This is a genomic window from Micromonospora tulbaghiae (genome assembly GCF_900091605.1).
Classification (GTDB): domain Bacteria; phylum Actinomycetota; class Actinomycetes; order Mycobacteriales; family Micromonosporaceae; genus Micromonospora; species Micromonospora tulbaghiae.
Genome location: NZ_FMCQ01000008.1, coordinates 234,714 through 260,837 on the forward strand (window position 1 = coordinate 234,714; position 26,124 = coordinate 260,837).

General features: G+C 73.5%; 24 protein-coding genes. 15 read left to right on the forward strand and 9 right to left on the reverse strand.

Annotated elements, in window-relative coordinates:
• Positions 1–8: 8 nt before the first annotated feature.
• The 6 genes from GA0070562_RS22900 to GA0070562_RS22925 all read right to left on the reverse strand — a co-directional run bounded on the left by GA0070562_RS22900 (position 9) and on the right by GA0070562_RS22925 (position 5,407).
• Positions 9–1,187, reverse strand: coding sequence for a MarP family serine protease (locus GA0070562_RS22900; RefSeq protein ID WP_091425775.1), 1,179 nt, complete (start codon positions 1,185–1,187; stop codon positions 9–11).
• 76 nt (positions 1,188–1,263) lie between these two features.
• On the reverse strand, positions 1,264–1,956 hold the full coding sequence (locus GA0070562_RS22905; protein WP_091425777.1) for an NUDIX hydrolase: 693 nt from the start codon (positions 1,954–1,956) through the stop codon (positions 1,264–1,266).
• The gene (locus tag GA0070562_RS22910; RefSeq protein WP_175438841.1) at positions 1,953–2,558 is read right to left on the reverse strand and encodes a TlpA family protein disulfide reductase; all 606 of its coding nucleotides are present in this window, start codon (positions 2,556–2,558) and stop codon (positions 1,953–1,955) included. The genes GA0070562_RS22905 and GA0070562_RS22910 overlap by 4 nt, the downstream gene beginning before the upstream one ends.
• Positions 2,555–3,397, reverse strand: coding sequence for an endonuclease III (gene nth, locus GA0070562_RS22915; protein WP_372443333.1), 843 nt, complete (start codon positions 3,395–3,397; stop codon positions 2,555–2,557). The genes GA0070562_RS22910 and nth overlap by 4 nt, the downstream gene beginning before the upstream one ends.
• Positions 3,394–4,548: a CapA family protein gene (locus GA0070562_RS22920; protein WP_091425784.1), complete on the reverse strand. Its 1,155-nt coding sequence runs from the start codon at positions 4,546–4,548 to the stop codon at positions 3,394–3,396. Before GA0070562_RS22920 ends, nth begins: the two co-directional genes overlap by 4 nt.
• A gap of 172 nt (positions 4,549–4,720) precedes the next feature.
• Entirely contained in the window at positions 4,721–5,407 is a 687-nt protein-coding gene (locus GA0070562_RS22925) for an adenosylcobinamide amidohydrolase (protein ID WP_091426060.1), read from the reverse strand.
• Positions 5,408–5,626: 219 nt separating this feature from the next.
• Between GA0070562_RS22925 and GA0070562_RS22930 the strand changes: the two genes are divergently transcribed.
• The 7 genes from GA0070562_RS22930 (at position 5,627) to GA0070562_RS22960 (ending at position 10,828) form a co-directional block, all read left to right on the forward strand.
• Positions 5,627–6,304: a Crp/Fnr family transcriptional regulator gene (locus GA0070562_RS22930; RefSeq protein ID WP_007466162.1), complete on the forward strand. Its 678-nt coding sequence runs from the start codon at positions 5,627–5,629 to the stop codon at positions 6,302–6,304.
• Between the two features lie 113 nt (positions 6,305–6,417).
• Positions 6,418–7,161: a metallophosphoesterase family protein gene (locus tag GA0070562_RS22935; protein ID WP_091425786.1), complete on the forward strand. Its 744-nt coding sequence runs from the start codon at positions 6,418–6,420 to the stop codon at positions 7,159–7,161.
• 75 nt (positions 7,162–7,236) lie between these two features.
• Complete coding sequence (locus GA0070562_RS22940; protein ID WP_091425788.1) at positions 7,237–7,701, forward strand: glycosyltransferase; 465 nt, start codon at positions 7,237–7,239, stop codon at positions 7,699–7,701.
• A gap of 2 nt (positions 7,702–7,703) precedes the next feature.
• The gene (locus GA0070562_RS30945) at positions 7,704–8,198 is read left to right on the forward strand and encodes a hypothetical protein (protein ID WP_091425790.1); all 495 of its coding nucleotides are present in this window, start codon (positions 7,704–7,706) and stop codon (positions 8,196–8,198) included.
• On the forward strand, positions 8,195–8,983 hold the full coding sequence (locus GA0070562_RS22950; RefSeq protein ID WP_091425792.1) for a class I SAM-dependent methyltransferase: 789 nt from the start codon (positions 8,195–8,197) through the stop codon (positions 8,981–8,983). The genes GA0070562_RS30945 and GA0070562_RS22950 overlap by 4 nt, the downstream gene beginning before the upstream one ends.
• Positions 8,980–10,053: a radical SAM protein gene (locus GA0070562_RS22955; protein ID WP_175438842.1), complete on the forward strand. Its 1,074-nt coding sequence runs from the start codon at positions 8,980–8,982 to the stop codon at positions 10,051–10,053. The genes GA0070562_RS22950 and GA0070562_RS22955 overlap by 4 nt, the downstream gene beginning before the upstream one ends.
• Positions 10,054–10,057: 4 nt before the next feature.
• Positions 10,058–10,828 carry a class I SAM-dependent methyltransferase gene (locus GA0070562_RS22960; RefSeq protein WP_091425795.1) on the forward strand — a complete coding sequence of 257 codons (771 nt, stop codon included), beginning with the start codon at positions 10,058–10,060 and terminating at the stop codon, positions 10,826–10,828.
• Between the two features lie 14 nt (positions 10,829–10,842).
• Here GA0070562_RS22960 and GA0070562_RS22965 read toward each other — a convergent pair whose 3' ends face one another.
• Positions 10,843–12,882: an aminotransferase class I/II-fold pyridoxal phosphate-dependent enzyme gene (locus GA0070562_RS22965; protein WP_091425797.1), complete on the reverse strand. Its 2,040-nt coding sequence runs from the start codon at positions 12,880–12,882 to the stop codon at positions 10,843–10,845.
• Positions 12,883–13,022: 140 nt separating this feature from the next.
• On the opposite strand from GA0070562_RS22965, the gene GA0070562_RS22970 reads away from it, so the two are divergent.
• The 7 genes from GA0070562_RS22970 (at position 13,023) to GA0070562_RS23000 (ending at position 22,076) form a co-directional block, all read left to right on the forward strand.
• Positions 13,023–13,634 carry a TetR/AcrR family transcriptional regulator gene (locus tag GA0070562_RS22970; protein ID WP_091425799.1) on the forward strand — a complete coding sequence of 204 codons (612 nt, stop codon included), beginning with the start codon at positions 13,023–13,025 and terminating at the stop codon, positions 13,632–13,634.
• Positions 13,635–13,666: 32 nt separating this feature from the next.
• A complete protein-coding gene (locus tag GA0070562_RS22975) occupies positions 13,667–14,464 on the forward strand; it encodes a TIGR03084 family metal-binding protein (protein WP_091426065.1) in 798 nt (265 codons plus the stop codon).
• A complete protein-coding gene (locus GA0070562_RS22980) occupies positions 14,461–16,131 on the forward strand; it encodes an acyclic terpene utilization AtuA family protein (RefSeq protein ID WP_091425801.1) in 1,671 nt (556 codons plus the stop codon). Before GA0070562_RS22975 ends, GA0070562_RS22980 begins: the two co-directional genes overlap by 4 nt.
• Positions 16,128–17,267 carry an acyl-CoA dehydrogenase family protein gene (locus tag GA0070562_RS22985; protein WP_091425804.1) on the forward strand — a complete coding sequence of 380 codons (1,140 nt, stop codon included), beginning with the start codon at positions 16,128–16,130 and terminating at the stop codon, positions 17,265–17,267. The genes GA0070562_RS22980 and GA0070562_RS22985 overlap by 4 nt, the downstream gene beginning before the upstream one ends.
• Positions 17,264–18,871: an acyl-CoA carboxylase subunit beta gene (locus tag GA0070562_RS22990; RefSeq protein ID WP_091425806.1), complete on the forward strand. Its 1,608-nt coding sequence runs from the start codon at positions 17,264–17,266 to the stop codon at positions 18,869–18,871. Before GA0070562_RS22985 ends, GA0070562_RS22990 begins: the two co-directional genes overlap by 4 nt.
• A gap of 68 nt (positions 18,872–18,939) precedes the next feature.
• Complete coding sequence (locus GA0070562_RS22995) at positions 18,940–20,916, forward strand: ATP-binding protein (protein ID WP_091425809.1); 1,977 nt, start codon at positions 18,940–18,942, stop codon at positions 20,914–20,916.
• Positions 20,913–22,076, forward strand: a complete 1,164-nt coding sequence (locus GA0070562_RS23000; RefSeq protein ID WP_091425811.1) for an acyl-CoA dehydrogenase family protein — start codon at positions 20,913–20,915, stop codon at positions 22,074–22,076. Before GA0070562_RS22995 ends, GA0070562_RS23000 begins: the two co-directional genes overlap by 4 nt.
• A 102-nt stretch (positions 22,077–22,178) precedes the next feature.
• Here GA0070562_RS23000 and GA0070562_RS23005 read toward each other — a convergent pair whose 3' ends face one another.
• Entirely contained in the window at positions 22,179–23,957 is a 1,779-nt protein-coding gene (locus GA0070562_RS23005) for an alpha/beta hydrolase (protein WP_091425814.1), read from the reverse strand.
• Between the two features lie 235 nt (positions 23,958–24,192).
• Between GA0070562_RS23005 and GA0070562_RS23010 the strand changes: the two genes are divergently transcribed.
• On the forward strand, positions 24,193–24,657 hold the full coding sequence (locus GA0070562_RS23010; RefSeq protein ID WP_091425816.1) for a hypothetical protein: 465 nt from the start codon (positions 24,193–24,195) through the stop codon (positions 24,655–24,657).
• Here GA0070562_RS23010 and GA0070562_RS23015 read toward each other — a convergent pair.
• Positions 24,644–26,119, reverse strand: a complete 1,476-nt coding sequence (locus tag GA0070562_RS23015; protein ID WP_091425819.1) for a serine/threonine-protein kinase — start codon at positions 26,117–26,119, stop codon at positions 24,644–24,646. The genes GA0070562_RS23010 and GA0070562_RS23015 overlap by 14 nt on opposite strands.
• Positions 26,120–26,124: the final 5 nt, after the last annotated feature.

Below are 26,124 nucleotides of genomic sequence, written 5' to 3' on the forward strand. Positions count from 1 at the left end.
CGGCCGGCTCAGGTGCAGTCGCCGGTGGCCACTCCCCGGGTACGCTCCGCGCCCGCGAGCGCCACCGGTCGCGCCTCGGCGGCGGTCACCGCGAAGCCGGTGTTCGGGTCGTCCGCCGCCGCCGCGAAGATCACGCCGAGCACCAGGCCGTTCGAGGAGACCAGCGGGCCGCCGGAGTTGCCGCTGCGCACCAGCGCCCGGATCGTGTAGATCTCCCGGTTGACGTCGCCGGTCGAGTAGATGTCCGGGCCGGTGATCCGGTCGACGTCCCGGATCCGGGCCGGGCGGGCGTCGTACGGGCCGTCGAGCGGGAACCCGAGCACGATCGCGTCCGCGCCGGTCGCGGCCGGACCGGCGGCGAAGCGCAGCGACGGTCCGGGCAGCCCGGGTACGTAGAGCACCGCGAGATCCCGGTCCGGGTCGTAGACCACCACCTCGCCGTCGTACCGCTCGCCGCGCAGTTCCACGGCCACCGAGCGGGTGCCGGCCACCACGTGCGCGTTGGTCATCACCCGGTCGTCGGCGTACACGAAGCCGGAGCCCTCGATGCGCCGCGAGCAGCTCGGCGCGGAGCCGAGCACCTTCACCACCGACCGCCTGCTGTTCTGCACCACCTGGGAGTTGGCCAGCGCCGGGTCGGGCGGCGCGACCTGCCGGGCCCGGGTCGGCGCGAGGTCGCCGAACACGTCCGGGAAGCCGTTTGTGTCGACCGTGTCGCGCAGTGCCGTGGACAGGTCCTGCGCCCTGTCCGGCAGCACCTGGTCGACGACGGTGAGCAGCGCGCTGTTGCGCACCGAGGAGGCCAGCCACGGCACCGAGGAGGAGCCGAGCGGCACGGCGACCAGCCACGCCACGAGCATCACCGCGACGACCGAGATGAACGCGCCGCCGACGTCGTCGATCTTCCGCCCGGCCGGCCCGGTGATGGCGGCCCGGAGATTGGAGCCGAGCCAGCCGGCCAGCGCCTGCCCCAGCACCGCGAGCCCGAAGATCGCCACCAGGGAGATCAGCACGCGCGTGCCGCTCGTCGTGAACTGCTGCGCGATCAGCGGCCCGACCTGGAGGCCGAGCAGCGCGCCCAGGAAGAAGCCGGAGAACGACAGGGCCCCGATGACGAAGCCCTGACGGTATCCGCTGATCGCGAACACGAGCATGAGCAGAAGAAGGACGAGATCCACGGCGGACACGCCCCAAGGGTACGGGCACCGGGCCCGCGGTCGGCTCAGCGCTCGCGGAACGTGACCCGGGGATGCGTACGGGTGATCACCGCACCGGGCTCTCGTCGGCCGCCTCGGTGCCCGCCGACGGAGCGGGCGTGGCGTCCACCGGCGGCAGGTCCACCACGCGCGAGTGCGGCCAGGGCCGGGACCAGCCGCCCATCTCCAGCAGCCGGTCGATCACGCCCGCGGTGAAGCCCCAGACGAGCATGCCACGTGCGGAGAAGGCGGGACCGATCCAGCCGCTCGGGTGGCGTACCCGCATGCGGTTGTCCGGGTCGACCAGCTCGCTGACCGGCAGCCGGGCCACGTGCGCGACCTCGGCCGGCTCGCGCGGGTGCACCGGGTGCGGGTCGTGCCACCAGGCGAGCACCGGGGTGACCACGAAGTCGCTGACCGGGATCCAGAGCCGGGGCAGCTCGGCCAGCACCGTCACGCTGCCCGGGTCGAGGCCGACCTCCTCGTTCGCCTCGCGCAGCGCGGTGGCGCGGGCGTCCGCGTCCTCCGGGTCGGCCGCCCCGCCCGGGAAGGCCGGCTGCCCGGCGTGGTTGCGCAGCGTCGCGGCGCGCTGGAGGACGAGCACGTCCGGCCCGGCGCCGGGCTCCTCGCCGAGCAGCACCAGCACGGCGCTCTCCCGGCCGCCGCTCTCCGGCGTGACGATGCGGGTGAAGTCCTCCGCCCGCGCGGTGCCGAGCCGGCCCAGCAGCGGGTCGAACCACCCGGGTGGCCGTCGGGTCATACCCGCACCCCGAGGTGGCGCTGGAGCAGCGCGGCGAGGCGGGCGTCGTCGAGCGCGCCGGTCGCGTCGGTGTGCCGGATCCGCCCGTCGGCGTCGACCAGCACCGTCAGCGGGAACGCGTTGCGTTCGAGCGCACGCTGGAACGCGTCGCCCTGGTCGAGCAGCATCGGGAAGTCGACGCCGTAGTCCTCGCCGATGGACTGCGCTCCGCCGCGGCTGTCCCGGCTGTTCACGCCGATCACCTGGAACCGGCCGTCGGCCCGCTCGCTGAGCCGCTGGAAGGCGGGCAGTTCCTTGCGGCACGGCGGGCACCAGGACGCCCACACGTTGATCACCGCCGGACCCTTGACGTCGCGCAGACTTACCGGCGTGCCGCCGGTGAAGCAGTTGAGCGTCAAGTCGGGTAGCTGGTCCCCGGCCTTGCCGGCCGGCGCCGGGGACGCCGAGGCGGGCGCGACCGTCAGCGGGGTGCAGTCGGCGAACGGCGAGGGACGCTCGGCCCGGGTCGCCGGCGCGGGGCGTTCCGGCTGCTCGGCCGTGGCGGTGCAGCCCGCCGCCGCCAGCAGCAGCGGGGCGAGCAGGAACGCGAGCCGGCGCATCACGGCACGTCCGCCGCGGCCGCCTGCTGCGGCACCAGGTCGGGATCGAGGCCGACGGCCACCGCCAGGTCACGGGCGCGGGGCCCCTTGAGCAGCTTGGCCGCGGCGGCCGGCTCGGTCGGCCCGGTGCCGTACGCGGGGCACAGCTTCGCCAGCGTGCACGCGCCGCAGGCGGGCTTGCGGGCGTGGCAGACCCGGCGGCCGTGGAAGATCACCCGGTGCGACAGCATCGTCCAGTCGCGCTTGGGGTAGAGCGCGCCGATCGCGTGCTCGATCTTGACCGGGTCGGTCTCGGTGGTGAGCTGCCACCGCTGCACCAGCCGCTGGAAGTGGGTGTCGACGGTGATGCCGGGGACGCCGAAGGCGTTGCCGAGGATGACGTTGGCGGTCTTGCGGCCGATCCCCGGCAGGGTCACCAGGTCGGCCAGCCGGCCGGGCACCTCGCCGTCGTACCGCTCGCAGAGCGCCCGCCCGAGGTTGATCAGGGAGCTGGTCTTGTTGCGGTAGAACCCGGTGGGCCGGATCATCTCCTCCAGCTCGGCGCGGTCCGCCCCGGCGTAGTCGGCGGCGGTGCGGTAGCGGGCGAACAGCTTCGGCGTGACCTCGTTGACCTTCTTGTCGGTGCACTGGGCGGACAGGATCGTCGCCACTGCGAGCTCCAGCGCGTTGGAGTGGTCGAGTTCACAGTGCGCGTCGGGGTGCGTCTCGGTCAGCACGCGGCCGATGCGCCGGGCGCGGCGCGTACGGCCGAGGTCGGTCTCGGGGGAGCGCGTGGTCACGTCGGCCAGCCTACGTCGCGGGGCCGACGCTCCGGCGGCTCGGCGCGGCCGGGGTGCGCTCAGCCACCCGCCGGTGCGGTGATCTTGCCGGTCCCGTCGAGCTTCGCGCCGGTGTCCGGGAAGTCCGCCCGGTTCAGCTCGCGGACCAGTCCGAGGCCGCGGTTCTGCCGGTCGACCGACGGACGGCCCACGCCGTTCATCACCGTGGAGGTGAACGTGCCGCCGGCGAACTTCCCCTCGGCGGTGAGCGACACCTTGAGCACGCCGCCCCAGCCGAGCCGGCCCGAGCTGTTCAGCGACTTGCCGCCACCGGCGAAGTTGCCGAGGCTGTACGCGATCAGCCGCCCCTTGTAGAACTCCATCCCGCGCAGCACGTGCGGGCCGTGCCCGATGACCAGGTCGGCGCCGGCGTCGATGACGGTCCGGGAGAAGCGGACCGGGTCACCGCGGTTCTCGCCGAAGAACATCTCGGTACCCGGCTTCACCCGGGTCTTGTCGGCACCCTCGGCGCCCATGTGTACCTGCACCACCACGATCTGGGCGGACTCCTTGGCCATCTCGACCACCTGCTTGGCGGCGTTCAGGTCGACCAGGCTGTTGGACCAGGGGTAGGACGAGAAGCCCACCACGGCGACCTTGATGCCCTTGACGTCCACCACGGTGATCTCGCCCGGCGCACCGGTGTGCTTGAGCCCGTGCGCCTCCAGCGCCGACTGGGTGTTCTCGTAGCCCTGGCGGCCGTAGTCGTAGCCGTGGTTGTTGGCCTGGTTGAGCAGCTGGAACCCGGCCGACCGCAGGTGCGCGGCGTAACCGGGCGGCGCGCGGAACTGGTAGCAGTTCTTCGGCTCCGGGCCGCACTTGCCGGCGCCGGTGTCGTCGGTGAGCGGCTCCTCCAGGTTGCCCATCACCAGGTCGCCCTTGAGCGCCGACTTGACGTCGTCGAAGAAGCCCTTGCCGCCGTTGGGCGGCAGCCGGTCCGGCGCGTTGCCCATGATCACGTCACCGGTCGCGGTGAGCGAGATCGACGGTTCCTTCGACGCGTCCGGCGCCGCCGGCTGGTCACCTGTCTGGGGCCCGGCCGAGCCGGTCGATCCGCCGCCCTGTCCCGCCTGCCACCTGGGGTCGCCGCCGGACCCGCCGGTGTCCCCGCCGCAGCCGGCGACGAACAGGACCGCGACGAGCGCGGCGAACGCGGCCAGGCGCCGACCGGGCACCGCGCGACGCGGGCCGGGAACGGCAGCGGGCGGTCCGGCGACGGCGGCGCGGAGGGTACGGGGCACAGAACGGGCGGGAGCGTACATCGTCGGCGACGCTACCGTCCCCGGGACGCCGCGACGAGGGCCGATCGGTCGGAAAACCCGGCGCGCCGGATATGACCCGTCCATGTCAGCCCGCCCGCCGGTCGGACCAGGGCACGACGGTCCCGGCGCCGCCGGAGCGGACGGCGGCGTGCACGGCCCGGGCCAGCGGCGCGCCCCAGGCCGACCGGGGACCGCCGTACGGGGCCGGATCCCCGTCGGCCGGGCAGAGCACCGTCACCGCGTCGGTGGGGGTGCCGGTGGCCGGCAGTCCCAGTTCCCAGATCGCCTGCGCCTTCGCCTCGGTGGCGGTGGCCACGGCGTTGACCAGGGCGGCGTCGCCGAGCCGCACCGGCACGTACGCGACGATGTTGACAGTGCCGACGTGCTGCGCGGGCCGGGCCGGTTCGCTCGCGGCGGGCGGCGCCGGCTCGGGCGCGGCGGCCCACACCGGCGTGCCCAGGCCCACCGTCGCCCAGACCCGGACGCCGCCGTCGGTGCGGCGGACCACCTCGGTCACGTCCACGCCGGTCAGCAGACCGACCCCGGGGCCGTCCAGTTCGAGGCCGTGCGCCAGCTCGGCCAGGTGCGCGGCGGGGTCGTCCCGGTCGTACGACATCGGCACCGTCGCGTTCAGCACCCACCCGCGGACGCCGATCCCCCCGCCCAGCGGCGCGGAGCCGACCGCCAGCAGCGGCGCCTCGGCCCGCCAGGCCAGCATCGGGATGTCCCACCCGGATTCGGACCGGCTGGTCAGGAACGGCTCACACAGCACGCCGGTCACCCTACGATCACAGGAGGGAACGGGTGGCGCCGGGCCGGGCCGGAAGCGGGATCTTAGCTGCTCACCGGGTCGGGCGGGTTACGCCCAACGATCAAGATTCCAGGGGTGCACCTCTGATTCCTACTCATGTGCGCCTAGACTGGCGGCGCGCGAGGGATCAGCGGACGGCGGACCCGGCCGACGGACGGCACGCGCAGGCGGAGGTGCGCGATGGACGAGGTACTGGCCCGCAGCGGGATCTTCCAGGGTGTCGACCCGGAGGCTGCCGAGGCGCTCGCCAAGGAGATGGAGACGATCGAGGTCCGCAAGGGCGAAATCGTCTTCAACGAGGGCGAACCCGGCGACAGTCTCTACATCCTTCTGTCCGGCAAGATCAAGGTGGGTCGCCGCGCGGCGGACGGCCGGCAGAACCTGATCGCCGTGATGGGCCCGTCGGACATGGTCGGCGAGCTGTCGCTCTTCGACCCCGGTCCGCGTACGGCGACCGCCACGGCGGTCACCGACACCCGGCTGGTCCGGCTGCGCAAGCAGGCGCTGCGGCCGTGGCTGAACAACCGGCCCGAGATCGCCGAGCAGTTGCTGCGGGTGCTGGCCCGCCGGCTGCGCCGGACCAACGACTCGCTCGCCGACCTGATCTTCACGGACGTGCCCGGCCGGGTCGCCAAGAACCTGCTCCAGATGGCCGGCCGCTTCGGCACCCGCGACGGCGGCGTGCTGCGCGTGACGCACGACCTCACCCAGGAGGAGATCGCCCAGCTCGTCGGCGCCTCCCGGGAGACCGTCAACAAGGCGCTGGCCGACTTCGCCTCGCGCGGCTGGCTGCGGCTGGACGGCAAGAGCATCATCATCCTCGACCCGGAGCGACTGGCCCGCCGCGCGCGGGTCTGACCTCCGTACCGGCTTCCCCGGCCCGGCCCGCCTCCGCGGGACCGGGCCGGCGCCGTCTCTGCCCGCCGCAGAATCGCTTGGTCCTGCCGGGCCGGTGTCGTCAGGCTGGGACGATGCCTGATCGTGTCGCGGTGCTCTCCGACATCCACGGTGTGCTGCCCGCGCTGGAAGCAGTCCTGGCCGAGCCGGACGTGGCCGCCGCCGACCTGATCGTCCTCACCGGTGACCTGGCCGCCGGTCCGCAGCCGGTCGAGGTGCTGGACCGGTTGGCGGCGCTCGGTGACCGGGCCTGCTGGGTCGGCGGGAACGCCGACCGGGAGCTGGTGCAGGCGCGGGCCGGCAAGTCCTCCTCGATCGAGGTCTCGGACTGGGCCGCCGGGCAGCTCCGCGACGACCAGGTGGCCCGGCTGGCCGCGCTGCCGCCGTCCGTCACGCTGCCGGTCACCGGTCTGGGCGAGGTGCTGTTCTGCCACGCGACCCCACGCGACGACGAGGAGGTCGTGCTCGTCGACTCGCGGCTCGACCGCTGGGCCGAGGTCTTCGCCGGCCTGCCGGCCGAGGTCGGCACGGTGGTCTGCGGGCACACGCACATGCCGTTCACCCGGCTGGTCGACCGCCGCCTGGTGGTCAACCCGGGCAGTGTCGGCATGCCGTACGGGGGCGCGGGCGCCTGGTGGGCGCTGCTCGGCCCCGGTGTGCAGTTGCGCCGGACCCGCTTCGACGTGGACGCCGCCTGCGCCCGGGTCGCCGCCGAATCCACGTTTCCGGACGCCGCGGCCTGGGCCGACGAGTACGTCCGCTCCCGCCACTCCGACGTCGACGCCCTCACGGTCTTCGCTCCCCGGGACGGCCGCTGACCCGAGTGCTCGGGGGGCGACCGTCCAGCCTGGAGCGGGGCATCGCGATCCGCGACGCTGGGATAGCGTGAAGTAGTGACGGACCGGCGGTATCGGATCCTCCTCGTCTCCAGCAGCGGCGGCGTCCTGCTCGACCTGCTCGCGCTCCGCCCGTGGTGGGAGCGACACAACCCGGTGTGGGTGGCGGTCCGCGCCCCCGACACGGAGGTGGCGCTGACCGGGCAGCGGGTGCACTGGCAGCCCGAGCTGTCGACGCGCACCCGGTGGCGGGTGCTGCCGGCGGCCTGGCGGGCCCTGCGGCTGCTGCGCCGGGAGCGACCCGACGTGGTGGTCTCGGCCGGCACCGGCGTGGCCGTCGGCGTCTTCCTCGCCGCCCGCCTGCTCGGGGTGCCGTCGCTGTGGCTGGAGACGTTCAACATGACCGGGCCCGCCGGAGCCGCCGCCCGGCTCTGCTCCCGCCTCGCCGCCGCCGTGCTGGTGCAGCGACCCGCCCTGCTGGCGTCCCGGCCCCGCGCGGTCCTCATCGGAGAGCTCTACTAGCCATGGCCCGCCTCCTGGTCACCGTCGGCATGGGTCCGTGGCCGTTCGACCGCCTGATCGAGGGTGTCGCGCCGCTGTGTGCCGCGCACGAGGTGTTCGTCCAGACCGGCACGTCGGCGGTGACCCCGCCGTGTCCGCACGCCCCGTTCCTGCCCCTGGACGACCTGCGGAGGCGGCTGACCGACGCCGACGTGGTCATCACCCACGCCGGGAACACGGTGCGGCTGGTCCAGCGGCTCGGCCGGGTGCCGGTCGCGGTGGCCCGGGAGGCGGCACGGGGCGAGATGGGCAACGACCACCAAGTCGACTACCTGCGCGAGGAGGAACGCTCCGGCCGGGTGGTCGCGGTGTGGGACGTGGCCGAGCTGCCGGCCGTGGTGGCCGCGCACCCGCAGCGGCAACACCGGTTGCTCGCGGACCGCCCGTTGCCCGGCCCGGTCGACGGCGAACGCCTGGCCGCCACTCTGGACGCGCTCTGCGCCCGGCTGGTCCGATGAACCGGGCCGACGGGGCGACACGCCAGGCGGGTGTGCAGCCCTTCGCCACCCACCCGCTACGTCGGTACGCGTTCGCCTGGGCCGCACTGTCCGGCCGCACCGGCCGGCACCTCGACCTGGGCTGCGGCACCGGAGACTTCCTCGCCGTGCTGCACGAACACGGCACCGTGACGTGCGAGGGCGCCGACCCGCACCCGGGTTACCTCGCCGAGCTGGCGGCCCGCCACCCGGATCTGCCGCTGCGCCGGCTCGGGGTCGGCGAGCCGCTGCCGTTCGCCGACCGCCACTTCGACTCGGTGAGCCTGCTCGACGTGCTGGAACACGTGCCCGACGAGATCGCGCTGCTGACCGAGACGCACCGGGTGCTCGCCCCCGGTGGGCTGCTGGTGCTCACCGTGCCCCGGCGGCACGTCTTCACCTTCCTCGATCCGGACAATGCCAAGTTCGACTGCCCGCGGCTGCACCGCCGGATCTACTCGTGGCGGTTCGGGTCGCAGGTGTGGCACAACCGGTTCGCCGACCTCTCCGACAACCTGCGCGGCGACATGTCGGTCGGCCGGGACCGGCACACCAACTACCGCACCGCAGAACTGCTCCGGCTGCTGCGCACGGCGGGCTTCACCCCGACCACTGTGACCGGCGCCAACCTCTTCTGGCGGTGGTTGCAGATCCCGGCGCTGCTCACCGGCGGCCCGGTGCGCCGCCTGCTGGAGCGCGGCATCCACCTCGACGGTCGACTGTTCCGCTCGGCCAACCTCTTCGTCCTCGCCCGGAGACTGCCGTGACTGTCGCCGACACCGCCCGCCTCGCCTGGTTCTTCGGCCGGCTCGCCGTCAAGGAACGGATCGCGCCCCGGCTGCACGTACGGCCGCTGGTCGCCGAGCTGTTCCTCACCGACAACTGCAACCTGCGCTGCACGAGCTGCGGCTGCTGGACCACGAACACCAAGGGTGAACTCTCCACCGACGAGTGGCGCGACGTCCTGCGTCAGCTGGTCGCGCTGCGTATCCACAAGGTGAACTTCACCGGCGGCGAGCCGCTGATCCGGCCGGACGCGCTGACCCTGATGTCGTACGCCCGCGAGGTGGGGGTGCGCCACCTGCATCTGAACACCAACGGCATCCGCCTCACCCCGCCCGTTCTGGACGAGGTGCTCGCCGCGGGCGTACGCAGCTTCAACGTCTCCGTCGACGGCCCGACGGCGTTGGTGCACGACCGGATTCGCGGGCGACTCGGTGCCTTCGAGACGACGACCCGGCACCTGCGGAACCTGATCGCCGCCCGGGACCGGCTCGGTCTGAAGGTACGCATGAACTTCACCGTCATGCGGGACAACGTGGACAGCCTGCCCGGTATCGCGGCACTGGCCCAGGAGCTGGGTGTGACGCTCTATCTCAACCTGGTCACCGACCGGACGTTCCTGTTCCGCACCGACGCGGTCACCACCCAGACCGACGTGGCCGGCGACCGGCTCGACGCGGCGATGGCCCAGCTGGAGACGATGGCCCGGGCCGACCGGCGGTGGTTGCCGCGTTATTCGGAGCTGCGTTACCTGCGCGGGCACTTCGACGATCTCGTCCAGCGTGACCTGCCCTGCGCCGAGTCGCAGCTCAAGTTGATGGTGCACTCCCGGGGGGAGATCGGCGGCTGCTGGGCGCACGACCCGACCGCCTCGGTCCGGCAGCGCCCGATCGCCGAGATCATCGACGCGCCGGAATACCGTGCCGAGCACGCGCGGCTGTTCCGCAAGGAGTGCGTCGGCTGCGGCAGCAACTACAGCCTCAACCTGCGCTGGCGACCGGGCACCTACCTGGCCGACCGGCAGTGGCTGCGGGGGCGGCGCAGTCTTGTCTGAGCCGATGCGCCCGAGCCAGCCGCTGTACGACGCGCTGGCGTCCGGCTACGAGGAGCATTTCGCGGTGCCGCACCGGCGTGCCTACGACGACCTGGCGTGGGAGCGGGTCCGGGCGTTGTTGCCGCCGGGCGCCCCGGTGGTGGACGCCGGTTGCGGCGTGGGTCGGTGGGCGCGGCGGCTGCTCGACCTCGGCCATCCGGTGACCGGCGTCGAACAGGCGCCGGGCATGGTCGCCGAGCTGCGCCGTCATCCGCCCGGTTCCGGCTTCACACTGGTCGAGGGCTCGATGACGGAGGTGACGCTGCCGGCCACGGCCGGCGCGGTGCTGGCGATGGGTTCCCTGCAGTACACAGCCGATCCCGAGCGGGCGGTCCGGCACCTGGCCGGGTGGTTGCGCCCGGGCGGGGCGCTGGCCGTGCTGGTCGACTCGCTGGTGGGCCTGGTCCTCGAGCTGGTCGGTGCGGGCCGGGACGACGAGGCGGTGGACCGGCTGACCCGTCGGCGGGGTGTCTGGCTTGCCGAGGGGCACGCGGCCGACCTGCACCTGCTGGACCGGGCCCGGCTGGAGGCCGCGTTCCGCGCCGCCGGCCTGGTCGAGATCCGCAGCGCCGGGCTGCTGGTCAGCGCTGCCGCGGTGGGGCGGGCCGGGCTCGCCGGACGGCTGGCCGCCGACCGGGACGCGCTGCTGGCGCTGGAGCGACGGCTGGGGGACGATCCGGTCCTCGCCGACGCCGGTAAGCAACTGCTGGTGACCGGCCGCCGCGCTCCGGGTTGACCGCCCGGCCCGGTTCAGTCCAGGCAGCGGCGGAGCGCCGCGACGACCCGTTCCGCCTGTTCCACAGTGATTTCCGAGGACATCGGCAGGGCCAGCGCCTCGGCGTCCAGCCGTTCGGTCACCGGTAGGCGCTCACCGCCGCCGAGTGGGCCAATGTGGACGGCCGCGAAGTAGGGCTTGGTCTGTACGCCGAGGGCGGCCAGCTGCGTCGCCACTCGGTCGCGCCGGGCGAAGCGGGCCACCCAGTGCACCCAGCAGTGCCGGTCCCCGGGGCGGACCTGCTGGACCTCCACCGGCAGGGCGGACGCGGCGGCGGCGTAGACCTCGGCCACCTCGGCCCGGCACCGGACCAGCGTGTCCAGCTCCGCGAGCTGGTCGACCGCGACGACGGCGTGCAGCTCGTTCATCAGCTCGGAACGGGTCCAGCCGGCCGGTGCGGCGAGGACCGCCTCGGCGGCGTCGGCGGGCAGCACCAGCGCGCCGCCGGCGCCACCGGCCGACACGACCTTGGCGAAGCTCATCGAGTACGAGTGCGACAACGCCTGCTGTGCCACCGGCCGCCCCTGGTGCAGGCTGCCGAGGGCGGCGGCCGAGTCGGCCAGCAGGGCCACCCCGGCGGGGTCGCAGACCGCCCGCAGGGCCGGATAGTCGCACGGGTTGCCGAAGGTGTCGACGCAGAGCACCAGTCGTACGCCGCCCCGGGCGATCGCGGCGGCGACAGCCACGGGGTCGATCGTCCAGGTCGCGGCGTCCACGTCGACGAAGCGCAGCGTGTATCCGAGTTGGACCAGGGTCTCGGCGGTCGCGGGGAACGTGTAGGACGGCAGCACCGCCACGTCGCCGGGGCGGGCCGGCCCGACGGTGGCGGCCACCATGATCCGCAGGGCGGCGGTCCCCGAGGCGGTGACCAGCACCCGATGGTCGTCGTCGAGTTGCAACTCCTTGCCGAGGCGTTCCGTCAGCTCGCGCGTCCACCGGTTGCCGTGCTTGACCTCCCCGCTGACGAGCGCCTCCTGCTGGCGGGCGACGACCGTCTCGGGGTGGGCCGGCGGGGGTGGCACGACGACCGGCAGCGGCGGCCGGAACAGGGGTGTCCGGTCGTCGTCGACCTCGGCCACCAGCTTCGCCAGGGCCGGGCGGAGCGGCTCGACCCGGTGGCCGGCGGCGGTCAGCTTGTCGGTGACCACCAGGCCGGAGCTGTCCGATGCCGGGCGCGGCATGGTGAGCAGCGGCGCCGACGAGCCGCACAGGTCCCGGATCCAGGCCGCGAGGTCGGTCAGTGGCACCGGTTCCCCGCCCACGTTCCATACGCCGGGGCCGATCCCGCGCAGGAGGATCCGTGCGAGGGTGTCCGCGGGCAGGAAGCTGCGTACGGTGTCCGCGGTGACCGGCAGCGGCAGTCCCTGGCGGGCCCGACGGACCAGCCGGGTGGCCGCCCGGTGCTGGCCCGCGCCGAAGACGTTCGCGAGCCGGAGCACGGTCAGCCGGTCGGGCGGGATCGCGTCCGCGACGAGTCGTTCCTGCGCGAGCTTCGCCATCGCGTACGTCCACCGGCGGGTGGGGTCGGCGTCGGTCATCGCCCGGGCCAGTGGGGCGGCCCGCCACGGCGGGCAGGGTTCCCGGGCCAGGTCGCGCACGCGGGCGCACCAGCGGTCGATTTCCTCGGCGGACCACGGCAGGTCGGGCGTGGTGTCCTCGGTGAGCGGGCCGGACGCGGCGCCGTAGACCTCGACGGAGGAGGTGAGCACCACCTGGCGCCCGGCCAGGCGGGGCAGCAGCCGGGCAGTGCTGACGGCGTTGTCCAGCGGGAGTGTCCAAGGGTGGCGGGGCCGGGGGTGGCTCGCGCCGAGCAGCACCACGACGATGCCGGGCGGCAACTCGGGCGGGTCGGCGGTGAGCAGGTCGGCCCTGATCCAGTCGAGGCCGGCGGCGGTGTTCGCCTCGGCGGGCGCATGACGGTCCACCGTGGTGACGCGCGCGCCGGCGGCCAGCAGCGCCGCGGCGGTCGCCGTGCCCAGAAAGCCCGCCCCCCCGACGAGCACAAATTCATTCATGTTGTGCCTCCCCGTGATCCAGCACGATATCGCGGAAATCCGCAGCGCGGAGGTGTCGGATAGCGGTCCGGGGTCGACGTCGGCGACGCTCCGAAAAAGTCAGGCTTGACTGTTTGTTTTGGGCGGGGCAGGCTGTCTGCGTGTCGAGCCGAGTTCCGCAGCAGGAGCGCAGCCGCGCCACCCAGGCCCGGCTGCTGGAAGCAACTGTCGAGTGCCTGGTGGAGCACGGCTGGTCCGGCACCACGACGACCGTGGTGGCCGCCCACGCCGGCGTCTCCCGGGGCGCCCAGCTGCACCACTACCCCACCAAGACCGCGCTGGTGACCGCCGCCGTCACGCACCTGACCGAGCGCCGGGCGGCCGAGCTGCGCGCCGAGGCGGCGGCCCTGCCGTCCGGGCCGCAGCGGCTCGACGGGGTGGTCGACCTGCTCGCCGCCTCCTTCACCGGCCCGCTGTTCGTGGCCGCGCTGGAGCTGTGGGTGGCCGCCCGCACCGACGCCGAGCTGCGCGCCGCGCTGGTGCCGCTGGAGGCGCGGATCGGCCGCGAGATGTACCGGCTCACCGTCGAGCTGCTCGGCGTGGACGAGCGCAGACCGGGCGTACGCGAGTCGGTGCAGGCCACTCTCGACCTGCTGCGCGGTCTCGGCGTGGCCAACCTCCTCAGCGACGACTCGCCCCGTCGCGCCGCCCTGCTGCACACCTGGAAACGCCAGCTCGCCGCGCTGCTCACCCTCGAGAGCGAGCGGCGCTGATCCCCTGACGTCCACCCCCGCCCGGAGGCATGATGGTCGACCTGACAGCCCTGCTCGCGGACCTGGCCGCCGAGTCCGAACAGCTCGACGCGCTCGTCGCGGACCTGCCGCCGGAGGGATGGGAGCGGCCGACACCGGCACCGGGCTGGACCGTCGCGCACCAGGTCGCGCACCTGGCCTGGACCGACCACGTCGCCTATCTGGCGGCCACCGACGAGTCGGCGTTCTTCGCCTCGGTCATGTCAGCGCCGGACCCGTCGCGCCTGGTGGAGGACGGCGCCGAGTCCTTCCTCGCGCCGGCGTCCGCGCTGCTGGCCCGCTGGCGCGCCGGCCGGTCGGCGCTCGCCGGGGCGCTCGCCACCGTGCCGGCCGGGCAGAAGATCCCCTGGTACGGCACCAGCATGTCGCCCACGTCGATGGCGACCGCCCGCCTGATGGAGACGTGGGCGCACGGCGAGGACGTGGCCGAGGCGCTCGGCGTCAGCCGTACCCCGACCGAGCGCCTGCGGCACGTCGCGCACCTCGGCTTCCGTACCCTCGGGCACGGCTTCGCGGCCCACGGCCGTGCGGTGCCCACGACGCCGGTGCGGGTGGAGCTGACCCCGCCCGCGGGCGGCGACGTGTGGGAATTCGGACCGGCCGACGCGGCCGACCGGGTGACCGGCCCGGCGCTCGACTTCTGCCTGCTCGTCACGCAGCGCCGGCACCGCGCGGACCTGGGCCTGACCGCCACCGGACCGGTCGCCGACGAGTGGCTGGACGTGGCCCAGGCGTTCGCCGGCCCGCCCGGCGACAAGCGTGAGCCCGCGAGTCGGGGAGAGCAACAATGAGCGTGCTGCGGATCGGGAACGCGTCCGGCTTCTACGGCGACCGCTTCACCGCCTGGCGGGAGATGCTCGACGGCGGCGAGCTGGACGTACTGACCGGTGACTACCTGGCGGAGCTGACCATGCTCATCCTCGGCCGGGACCGGATGCGCGACCCGTCGCTCGGTTACGCCAAGACGTTCCTGCGCCAGGCGGAGGGCGTGCTCGGCACCGCGCTGGAGCGCGGCGTCACGCTGGTCACCAACGCGGGCGGCCTCAACCCGGCGGGGCTGGCCGACGCGATCCGGTCGCTCGGCGACCGGCTCGGCCTCCAGGTGCGGGTCGGGTACGTCGAGGGCGACGCGATCCAGCGGCCGGACGCGCTGACCGCGAACGCCTACCTGGGCGCATTCGGGATCGCGGCCTGCCTCGACGCGGGCGCGGACGTGGTGGTCACCGGGCGGGTCACCGACGCCTCGCTGGTGGTCGGCCCCGCAGTGGCCCGCTTCGGGTGGACCCGCGACGACCTCGACGCGCTGGCCGGCGCCACGGTGGCCGGGCACCTGATCGAGTGCGGCGCACAGGTCACCGGCGGCAACTTCAGCTTCTTCACCGAGCTGCCGGACGGCGGGCATCGCCCCGGCTTCCCGATCGCCGAGCTGCACCCGGACGGCTCGACGGTGCTCACCAAGCATCCCGGCACCGGCGGCGCGGTGACGGTCGAGACGGTCACCGCCCAGCTGCTGTACGAGGTGGGCGGGCCGGACTACCTGGGGCCGGACGTGGTGACCCGGCTGGACACCGTGCGGCTGGAGCAGGAGGGACCGGACCGGGTACGCGTGTCCGGGGTGCGCGGCACGCCACCGCCGGACACGCTCAAGGTGGGCGTCAACAACCTGGGCGGCTTCCGCAACTCGATGACGTTCGTGCTGTGCGGGCTGGACATCCCGGCCAAGGCGGCACTGGTCCGGGGCCAGATCGAGGAGTCGGTCGGCACGGAGGGGCTGGAGTTCACGCTGGCCCGTACCGACCACCCGGACACCGGCGACACCGAGGCCGCGAGCGCGCTGCTGCACGTACACGTGCGCGACGGCGACAAGTCGCGGGCCGGGCGGGCGTTCTCGGCGGCGGCGGTGGAGCTGGCGCTGGCCTCGTACCCGGGCTGCACGCTCACCACGCTGCCCGGTGACGCCACGCCGTACGGGGTGTTCACCGCCGACACGATCGCGCAGGACGGGGTCGAGCACGTCGCCGTGCTCCCGTCCGGCGAGCGGGTGCCGATCCCGCCCCCGGCCGTCACGGCGACACCGGCCGAAGCGCCGGCACGGGAGGCCACCGCCGTACCGGCTCCGGCCGCCACCCGGCGTGGGCCGCTCGGTGAGCTGGTCGGCGCGCGGTCCGGCGACAAGGGCGGCGACGCCAACCTGGGCGTCTGGGCCCGTACCGACGCGACCTGGCCCTGGCTGCGCGACTGGCTGACAGTGGAGCGGCTGGCCGAGCTGCTGCCGGAGACGGCGGCGCTCACGGTCGAGCGGTACGAGCTGCCGAACCTGCGCGCGGTCAACTTCGTGATCCGTGGGCTGCTCGGGCAGGGCGTGGCCGCCTCCACCCGGTTCGACCCGCAGGCCAAGGCGCTCGGCGAGCTGCTGCGCTCGCGAGTGGTCGATCTACCGACGGAGGCTCCGGCATGACCATCGTGGACACGCCGGAACGCCGGCAACTACGCGAGCTGACCCGCTCGTTCGTGACCCGGGAGGTGCTGCCGCACCTGTCCGACTGGGAACGAGCGGGCGAGGTGCCGCGGTCGCTGCACGAGACCGCCGCGAAGATCGGCCTGCTCGGCATCGGCTTCCCGGAGTCGGTCGGCGGCAGCGGCGGCGACCTGCTCGACTCGATGGTGGTCACCGAGGAGATCATCCGCTCGGGCGGGTCGTCCGGGCTGGTCGCCGCGCTGTTCACGCACGGGATCGCGCTGCCGCACATGGTAGGCACGCAGGACGAGGCGCTGATCGAGAAGTACGTCCGGCCGGCGCTGGCCGGGACGATGATCGGCGCGCTGGCGATCACCGAGCCGGATGGCGGCTCGGACGTGGCGGGCATCCGCACCTGCGCGGTACGCGACGGCGACCACTACGTCGTCAACGGCGCCAAGACGTACATCACCAGCGGGGCCCGCGCCGACTTCGTCACCACAGCGGTCTGCACGGACTTCCCCGGCTCGGGCTCGGTCAGCCTGCTGGTGATCGACAAGGGCTCGCCCGGGTTCACCGTGGGCCGGCGGCTGGAGAAGCTGGGCTGGCACTGCTCGGACACCGCCGAGCTGTCCTTCGTCGACGTCCGGGTGCCGGTGACGAACCGGGTCGGCCCGGAGGACACCGGCTTCCTCGCCATCATGCAGCAGTTCGCCAACGAGCGGCTGTCGCTCGCCACGCAGGCGTACGCGACCGCGCAGCGCTGCGTGGACCTGGCCGTGCGGTGGTGCCGGGACCGCCAGACGTTCGGCCGCCCGCTCGTCGGGCGCCAGGTCGTCCGGCACAAGCTGGCCGAGATGCACAGCCGCACCGACGCGGCGCGGGCGTACGTGCACGACGTCGCGGAGCGGGTGGCCGCCGGGCAGCCGGTGGTGACCGAGGTGGCGATCGCGAAGAACGTGGCGGTGTCCGCCTGCGACTTCGTCGTCGACGCCGCGCTGCAACTGCACGGCGGCTTCGGCTACATGCGTGACGCCGAGGTCGAGCGGCACTACCGCGACGCCCGTCTGCTCGGCATCGGCGGCGGAACCACCGAGATCATGAACGAGATCATCGCGAAGGGCATGGGCCTGTGAGCACGACAGTCCTGCAGAGCACGATCGACCCGTCCGCGCCCGCCTTCACCGCCAACCGGGAGGCGCTGCTGGAGCGCCTGGCCGAGCTGGAGGAGGCGCTCGACCAGGCCCGGGGCGGTGGCGGCGAGAAGTACGTGACCCGCCACCACGGTCGCGGCAAGCTGCTCCCCCGGGAACGCATCGAACTGCTGCTCGACCCGGACAGCCCGTTCCTGGAGCTGTCGTCGGTGGCCGCGTTCGGCACGGACTTCCCGGTCGGTGCCAGCACCGTGACCGGCATCGGCGTGGTCGAGGGCGTCGAGTGCCTGATCGTGGCAAACGACCCGACGGTACGCGGCGGCGCGATCAACCCGTGGTCGCTGGCGAAGACCCGGCGGGCGGGTGAGATCGCGGCGGCCAACCGGCTGCCGATGGTGAACCTGGTCGAGTCGGCCGGCGCGGACCTGCCGACCCAGGCGGAGATCTTCATTCCCGGCGGCCGGGTGTTCCGCGACCTGACCCGGCTGTCCGCGCAGCGGATCCCGACCGTGAGCGTGGTCTTCGGCAACGCCACAGCCGGTGGGGCGTACGTGCCCGGCATGTCGGACTTCACCATCATGATCCGCGACCGGTCGCAGGTCTACCTGGCCGGGCCGCCGCTGGTGAAGATGGCCACCGGCGAGGTCACCGACGACGAGTCACTGGGCGGCGCGTCGATGCACGCCACCACGTCCGGCCTGGCCGACTTCCTCGCCGAGGACGAGCGCGACGGGATCCGGCTGGCCCGGCAGTGCGTCCGCCGGCTCAACTGGCGCAAGCACGGTCCGCCGCCACGCAACCCGCACCCGCTGCCACCCCGGTACGACCCGGAGGAACTGCTCGGCATCGCCAGCGCCGACCTGAAGGTGCCGTTCGACCCGCGCGAGGTGCTGGCCCGGGTGCTCGACGACAGCGCGTTCGACGAGTTCAAGCCCGGCTACGGCACCGCGCTGGTCACCGGCTGGGGTGAGCTGCACGGCTACCCGGTCGGTGTGCTGGCGAACGCCCGGGGCGTGCTGTTCAGCGAGGAGGCGCAGAAGGCGGCCCAGTTCATCCAGCTCGCCAACGCGGCGGACACGCCGCTGGTCTTCCTGCAGAACACCACCGGCTACATGGTCGGCACCGAGTACGAGCAGCGCGGCATCATCAAGCACGGCGCCTTCATGATCAACGCGGTGTCGAACTCGACGGTGCCGCACCTGACCGTCAACCTGGGCGCCTCCTACGGCGCCGGCAACTACGGCATGTGCGGCCGGGCGTACGATCCACGGTTCCTGTTCACCTGGCCGAACGCAAAGTCGGCGGTGATGGGCCCGGCGCAGCTCGCCGGGGTGCTGTCCATCGTGGCCCGGCAGGCCGCCGCCGCCCGGGGACGCGAGTACGACGAGGACACCGACGCCGCCATGCGGATGATGGTCGAGCAGCAGATCGAGTCGCAGTCCGGCGCGTTGTTCCTGTCCGGGCGGCTCTACGACGACGGGGTGATCGACCCCCGGGACACCCGTACCGTCCTCGGGCTGTGCCTGTCGGCGATCCACAACGGACCGGTGAAGGGCGCCGACGGTTTCGGCGTCTTCCGGATGTGACCTGTGAGCGCGAGGAACGCAGCGAAGCGGAGTCCCGCAGTCGCGAACGAAAGGCAGGCTCAGCGCCTATGATCACGAAGCTCTTGGTTGCGAACCGCGGGGAGATCGCCCGCCGGGTCTTCGCCACCTGCCGCGCCCTCGGCGTGGCCACCGTCGCCGTGCACTCCGACGCGGACGCCGACGCGCCGTTCGTGGCCGACGCCGACCAGGCCGTACGGCTGCCCGGGAACACGCCGGCCGAGACGTACCTGCGCATCGATTTGATCCTGGACGCGGCCCGCCGGTCCGGCGCGGACGCCGTCCACCCCGGTTACGGCTTCCTGGCCGAGAACGCCGAGTTCGCGGCGGCGGTGACCGACGCGGGCCTGACCTGGGTCGGTCCCTCGGCCAAGGCGATCGCCGCGATGGGCGACAAGATGGCCGCCAAGGCGCTGCTCGCGGACGCGGGCGTGCCGATGCTGCCCACCTGGACCGACCCGGCGGAGGTCACGGCCTTCCCGGTGCTGGTCAAGGCCTCGGCGGGCGGCGGCGGCCGCGGCATGCGAATCGTCCGCGATGCCGCCGGGCTGGCCGAGGCCGTCGCGGGCGCGCGCCGCGAGGCGGCGGCGGCGTTCGGCGACGGCACCGTCTTCATCGAGCGGTACGTGGAACGCGGCCGCCACGTCGAGGTACAGATCTTCGGCGACACCCACGGCACAGTCGTGGCCCTGGGGGTACGCGACTGCTCGATCCAGCGCCGCCACCAGAAGATCGTCGAGGAGGCGCCGGGTGTGCTGCCCGACGACGTGCGCGCCGCGCTGCACGAGGCGGCGGTGGCGGCCGGGCGCGCTGTCGACTACGTCGGCGCGGGAACCGTGGAGTTCCTGCTCGCGCCGGACGGGCAGGTGCACTTCCTGGAGATGAACACCCGGCTCCAGGTGGAACACCCGGTCACCGAGCTGACCACCGGGCTGGATCTGGTCCGGCTGCAACTGCTCGTCGCCGAGGGCGAGCCGCTGCCGGTCACCACCACCCCGCCCGCCGACGGCCACGCCATCGAGGTACGGCTGTGCGCCGAGGACCCGGCCCAGGGCTTCCGCCCGGCCACCGGCACGCTGCACCGGTTCGCGGTTCCCGGGGTGGCCGCCGAGTTCGGCCCGGCCCGTGGGCTGCGGCTGGACTCCGGCGTGGTGGACGGCTCGGCGGTGAGCGTGCACTACGACTCGATGCTGGCGAAGCTCGTCGCCTGGGCGCCCACCCGCACCGAGGCTGCCCGCGCCCTGGCCGGCGCGCTCGCCCGCGCCGAGCTGCACGGCGTGGCCACCAACCGGGATCTGCTGGTCCGCGTGCTGCGCAGCCCGGAGTTCGCATCCGTGGACGTGGACACCGGCTTCCTGGACCGGCACCCGGAGGTGTTCGAGCCGCTGCTGCCGACGGAGCAGCTTCCGGTGGCGGCACTTGCGGCGGCGCTGTCCGGGGCCGCCGCGCGCCGGGCCGCCGCACCGGTGCTCGCCGGGCTGCCGTCGGGCTGGCGCAACGTGCCTGCCTTCCCGCAGGTCACCCGGTTCACCGGCCCGGGAGACGAGGAGATCGAGGTCCGGTACCGGCTCGACCGCAAAGGCGGGCTCGCCGAATGGTCGGTGTCCCCGTCCGACGCCACGCCGGCCGTGACGGTCGTTGACGCCGCCCCGGAACGGGTGCTGCTCGACGTGGACGGGGTGCGGCGGGCTTTCCGCGTACACCGGGTGGGGTCGTCGGTCTTCGTGGACGGCCCGGACGGGGCGGCGAGCCTCACCGAGCTGCCCCGCCTGCCACTGCCCACCGCGGAGCTGGCGGCCGGGTCGCTGCTCGCGCCGCTACCCGGCGCGGTGACCCGGGTGCACGTGGAGGTCGGTCAGCGGGTCGCCGCCGGTGACCTGCTGCTGACGCTGGAAGCGATGAAGCTCGAACATCCCGTGCTCGCCCCCGCCGACGGCGTGGTGACGGAGCTGCCGGTGCCGGCCGGCGGCCAGGTCGAGACGGGTGCCGTACTTGCCGTGGTGGACCCCGAGGAGGACCCGCAGTGAACTTCGACCTGACCCCCGAGCAGGACCAGCTCCGCGACGCCGTGCGGTCGTTGGGCCGCAAGTACGGCCACTCCTACTTCGTCGAGAAGGCCAAGTCCGGCGAACACACCACCGAGCTGTGGCACGAGGCCGGACGGCTGGGCTACCTGGGCGTGAACATCCCCACCGAGTACGGCGGCGGGGGCGGCGGCATCACCGAGCTGGCGCTCGTGTGCGAGGAACTGGCCGCGACCGGCTGCCCGCTGCTGCTCCTAGTGGTCTCCCCCGCCATCGCCGCCACGATCATCAACAAGCACGGCACCGAGGAACAGCGCAAGAAGCACCTCCCCGGCCTCGCCGACGGCTCCCAGAAGATCGTCTTCGCGATCACCGAGCCGGATGCGGGATCGAACTTCCACCGGCTGGGCACCGTGGCCCGCCGCGACGGCGACGACTGGCTGGTCAGCGGCCGGAAGATCTACATCTCCGGCGTGGACGAGGCCGGGCACGTGCTCGTGGTGGCACGTACCGAGGACTCCTCCACCGGAAAGTTGAAGCCGGCGCTGTTCATCGTGCCGACCGACGCGCCCGGCCTGGAGAAGTCCAAGCTGGACATGGAGATCCTGTCGCCGGAGAACCAGTTCCTGCTCTTCCTCGACGACGTCCGGCTCCCCGCCGACGCGCTCGTCGGTGAATCGCTGGACGCCGGGCTGCCCGCGTTGTTCGCCGGGCTCAACCCGGAGCGCATCACGGTGGCCGCGATGGGCGCCGGCACCGGCCGGTACGCCATCGAGAAGGCCAGCGACTACACCGCCACCCGCAAGGTGTGGGGCGGACGTTCGATCGGCTCCCATCAGGGCGTGTCGCACCCGCTGGCGCACGCGGCAGTGCAGGTCGAGCTGGCCCGGCTGATGATCCACAAGGCGGCGACGCTCTACGACGCGGGCCGCGACCTGGAGGCCGGCATCTCCGGCAACATGGCCAAGTACGCGGCGGGCGAGGCCGCCGCGCTCGCCGTCGACACCGCCGTCCAGGCGCTCGGCGGGGCCGGCATGACCACCGAGTACGGCGTGGCGACGCTGCTCGGCGCGGTACGCGCGGGCCGGATCGCCCCGGTCAGCCGCGAGATGATCCTCAACTTCGTCGCCCAGCACGTGCTCGGCCAGGACAAGTCCTACTGACCCGCGGTTTCCACCCGGGCGGCTGACGCCCGCCTCGCCCGAGCGTGGGGTGGGCCCGGGGTACGGCGGGTGCCCGATCACCCGCCGTACCCCGGGGGTCCGTCAGCGGACGGTCAGCGTGCCGGCCGCGGGGCGCGGCGTCGCCACCGGCGGCAGCCTCTTCGGCTCGCCCCGGCCCGGCTCGCCCGCCCGGGCCAGCGCGCTCTTCGACGCGTCCGCCCGGCTTGCCGCCGCGTCCTCCTGGAACGGCTGCGCGTCACCGACGCAGATCGTGCCCTTGGCCGGCAGCTTGCCGGTCAGCAGGTACGCGTCGATCCGGCCGGTCGCGCACGCCGAGGTGCCGTACGCGGTGTGGCCCCAGCTGTCGCTGCTCAGCAGGCGGCTGTTCGGCAGCAGCCTGGCCGAGCTGACCGCGCCCTGGTAGTTGGTCGCCGGATCCCAGTAGTTGCCGACCACCAGCACCGGGGCGGCGGTGACCCGGTTGAACGGCCCGGTCCAGGCGTCCTCGTCCCGCACCGTCCAGGTGTTGCGGGCGCAGGGCGAGGTGCCCCAGGCCCACGCCCGCCCGAAGTACGGCGCCCGCTTGTCCTCCTTCGCCGACAGCGCCGGCCAGGCGTCGGCGCTCTTCGGGTGGTACGCGTCGGTGCAGTCGACCGTCAGGAAAGTCTCCAGCCCGTTGTCGTACGGGAAGTCGTACCCCCGCTGTTGCCGGGCCTGCGCGGCGCGGGCGGCGAGCGCCTTGCGGGCCGACGCGGTGGCGGCCTTACCGGCGGCCGGGTCGGTCGCGGCCAGGAGCTGCACGGTGATGTCGACGACCGACTGCCAGCCGTACGGGTCGTAGAGCGCGCCGAGCGTGGCGCCGACGAAGTCGGCGTAGCTGACGGTGAAGGAGCCGAAGTCCGGGTCCTCGATCACCACCGGCTTCTTGCGCAGCCGCTTCGCGACCGTGTCGTACGCGGCGAGCGGATCCCCGGTGGCGGCCAGGGCGCACTGCTCGGCGCCGGCCTCGCCGCACCGGGCCAGGATCTCCCTCAGCGCCCGGTACGCGCCGTCGGCGCTGCGCAGTCGCGTCTCCTGGAGCTGGTTGCGGGCACTGCCCTGGCCGACCCAGGCGTTCGGGTCGAGCACGCCGTCGACGACGAGCGCGCGGAAGCGGTCCGGGAACATGTTGGCGTAGTACTGGCCCAGCGCGGTGCCGTAGCTGAACCCGAGGTAGCTGAGCAACTTGTCGCCGACGGCCCGGCGCAGCACGTCCATGTCGCGGGCCACCTCGGCGGTGGACGCCGCGCCGGTCAACGGCTTGCCGGTGGTGGAGCACGCCTTGCCGACGGCCTTGGACGCGGCGACGTACGCCTTCTCCTCCGCCTTGGTCCACGGGAACGCGACATTCAGCCCGGCGTACGCCCGGGTCTGGTCCTTCACCGACCGGAAGCACTTGATGTTCGTGCTGGCCTCGACGCCGCGCGGGTCGACGCCGACGATGTCGAAGCGGTCGAGCAGGTCGTCGCCGAGGAAGTAGGGAGCGGCGAGCGCGATGCTCGTGCCGGAGCCACCCGGGCCACCCGGGTTGAGGAACAGGCTGCCGACCTTGCGCTGCTGGTCGCGGGCCTTGACCCGCAGCAGCGCGACCTCGGTGGTGGCACCCTTCGGGTTGTCGTAGTCCAGCGGCAGCCGGACCGTGGCGCACTCGGCGTAGTCGTAGCAGGCGTACCAGTCGAGCTTCGGCGTCGGCACGCGGTCCACCCGGCGCGCCTCGGCGGCGCTGGTGCGGTCGTACGCGGGTGGTTGCGGAGTCGCCGCCGCGGCGGGCGCGACGGCCGGTCCGGCGAGGAGGACGCCGGCGATCCCGGTTGCGGCCAGGGATCGAATTGAACGGGGCATGGAGCTGCCTTCCGTCGGGGAACGATTCCGTCGAGGAGACCTCGACCCCCGTCACTTTAGGGATCGACGCCCACGTTAGCGGCCCCCAAACCTGGATCGATACGGCAAACAACCAGATGATGTAACGATTTTTTCTCGATCGTCGCTATCCGCGACTCCGAAGTGGAGCGTCGGTGACGGGAAGCCGTCTCATCCCGCCGGTTGACAGGTGGACGCGCTGGGCCATGCTTGTCGGGTGAGATCGTTCCCGAAGCCCGATGCGCGGGCGAAGGCCGTCGTCGCGTCCATGGCGACGGTGGCGGCGGTGGTGACCCTCGCCGTGTGGCGTCCGCCCGGCATCCTGTCGGTCGTGCTGGCCCTGGTCTGCGTCCTGCTCGCCATGATCACGGGAGTGACGATCACCGCCGCGCGCCAGCCCGGCGGCACCGGCGGGCCCGCGCCGCAGGCCGAGAGCTGGCCGGTCCCCCACCAGGGGTACGGAGTGGACGCCGACACGCTGGAGGCGATCGATCCGCGCGCGGTGCGGAACCTGCGCACCCCGGCGGGCCAGCCGATCGACGCGGACACGCTGGAGACGCTGGACCCGCGGGTGGTCCGCGGCATGCGGGCACCGACGGCGGTGGACGCCGACACGCTGGAGACGCTCGACCCGCGGTCGGTACGGCAGGGCCGGACCGTGAACGGGCTCAGCGACCGGTGAGCGTGGGGCCGGCGAGCGCGTTGACGCCTTGGCCGGCCAGACAGCGGTAGGTGCGGTCCGCCTCGGCCTCCGGCGGCAGCACCTCCAGGTTCCACCCGCTCGCCGACTTGCCACCACTGACCAGCCGGAACGTGTCGGCGTTGCACACCCGCCCGACGGCCGGGTCCGCCGCCACCGTCTCGTGCCGGGCCCCGGCGAGACCGGCCGGCAGGTCACCGGCGGCGTAGGTCTCCCAGGTGTGCTGGCCGTCGCACGGCACCCGGCTCGCCTCGGCCCGGTCGCGGCGCAGCCGTACCGGACCGAAGCACTCCAGCTCCGTCGCGCAGCGCGCCCCCGCGGGCAGCCGCACGTCGGCGGACGCGCAGCCGGGCACCGGCGCGGCACCGGCCACGCCGCTGGGCGCCGGCGTCGGCGCGACGGGCGGCGCGTGCCCGGCGGCCACCCAGCCACCGCCGGCCGAGGCGGCGAGCGCCAGCACCCCGGCGCCGCCGAGGAACCAGCGCTTGGGCCAGCGCCGGGCACGCGAGGCCACAGTCGGGTGGTCGTCGTCGGCCGGCGGTCGCGGATTCGGCCCGCCGGTGCGGTGGGACCGGTCGCCGGTGGCGCCGTCGTACAGGCCGCCGGTCGCCGGGGCGCCGTCCAGCGGCAGCGAGGCGAGCAGGCCACGCAGCTCGACCGCGGAGGGCCGCGCACCCGGGTCGTTCGACATACCCAACCGGAGCACGTCGATCAGCTCACCGGGCACGCCGGGCAGGCCCGGGATCGGCTGCTGGAACATCTCCAGCACGGTGACCAGGCTCGGGTTGCGTTCGGAGTGCCAGCGCGGCGGACGGCCGTACATCACCGCGTAGAGGGTGGCGCACAGCGAGTAGACGTCGACGGCGGGCGTGGGCGGGCTGTGGTTGAACGTCTCCGGTGGTGCGTACGCCGGGGTGAGCGCCTCCAGCATCACCGAGGAGTCACGGAACTCGGCGAGCACCGCCAGGCCGAAGTCGGCCAGAACGGCCGAGTTGAACTCGGAGTGCAGGATGTTCGCCGGCTTGACGTCGCGGTGCAGCACGCCCGCCGCGTGCGAGTGGACCAGCGCGTCGGCGATCTTCACGCCGAGGTCGCGGGTCTCCGCCGGGCCCAGCGGGGAGGTGCGCATCCGCTCGGCGTACGAGCCGTCGCACAGCTCCATGATGAGGTAGGGGTGCTGGTCGACGGTGACCCCGACGTCGAACAGGTCCACCACGTGCGGGTGCGACGACATCCGCCCGGCGGCACGGGCCTCGCGCAGGAAGCGGGCCTGGTCGCGTTCGCTGTCCAGCGTGCGGTTCTCGATCTTGACCGCGACCTCGCGTCCCACCGAGATCTGGGTGGCCCGGTAGATGGTGGCGTAGCCGCCCCGGGCGAACACCTGCAGATCGGTCAGACCGGGCACGATGGGCAGCCGCAGGGCGCCGGGCGGGGTCTCGGTCACAGCTC

What these genes read in the sequence shown, in the direction of transcription:
- GA0070562_RS22975 (WP_091426065.1), top strand. Translation starts at nt 13,667, where the DNA reads ATGGTCGACCTGACAGCCCTGCTCGCGGACCTGGCCGCCGAGTCCGAA.
- GA0070562_RS22965 (WP_091425797.1), bottom strand. Translation starts at nt 12,882, where the DNA reads ATGAATGAATTTGTGCTCGTCGGGGGGGCGGGCTTTCTGGGCACGGCG.
- GA0070562_RS22960 (WP_091425795.1), top strand. Translation starts at nt 10,058, where the DNA reads ATGCGCCCGAGCCAGCCGCTGTACGACGCGCTGGCGTCCGGCTACGAG.
- GA0070562_RS22935 (WP_091425786.1), top strand. Translation starts at nt 6,418, where the DNA reads ATGCCTGATCGTGTCGCGGTGCTCTCCGACATCCACGGTGTGCTGCCC.
- GA0070562_RS23005 (WP_091425814.1), bottom strand. Translation starts at nt 23,957, where the DNA reads ATGCCCCGTTCAATTCGATCCCTGGCCGCAACCGGGATCGCCGGCGTC.
- GA0070562_RS22950 (WP_091425792.1), top strand. Translation starts at nt 8,195, where the DNA reads ATGAACCGGGCCGACGGGGCGACACGCCAGGCGGGTGTGCAGCCCTTC.
- GA0070562_RS30945 (WP_091425790.1), top strand. Translation starts at nt 7,704, where the DNA reads ATGGCCCGCCTCCTGGTCACCGTCGGCATGGGTCCGTGGCCGTTCGAC.
- GA0070562_RS22905 (WP_091425777.1), bottom strand. Translation starts at nt 1,956, where the DNA reads ATGACCCGACGGCCACCCGGGTGGTTCGACCCGCTGCTGGGCCGGCTC.
- GA0070562_RS22995 (WP_091425809.1), top strand. Translation starts at nt 18,940, where the DNA reads ATGATCACGAAGCTCTTGGTTGCGAACCGCGGGGAGATCGCCCGCCGG.
- GA0070562_RS22930 (WP_007466162.1), top strand. Translation starts at nt 5,627, where the DNA reads ATGGACGAGGTACTGGCCCGCAGCGGGATCTTCCAGGGTGTCGACCCG.
- GA0070562_RS22985 (WP_091425804.1), top strand. Translation starts at nt 16,128, where the DNA reads ATGACCATCGTGGACACGCCGGAACGCCGGCAACTACGCGAGCTGACC.
- GA0070562_RS22980 (WP_091425801.1), top strand. Translation starts at nt 14,461, where the DNA reads ATGAGCGTGCTGCGGATCGGGAACGCGTCCGGCTTCTACGGCGACCGC.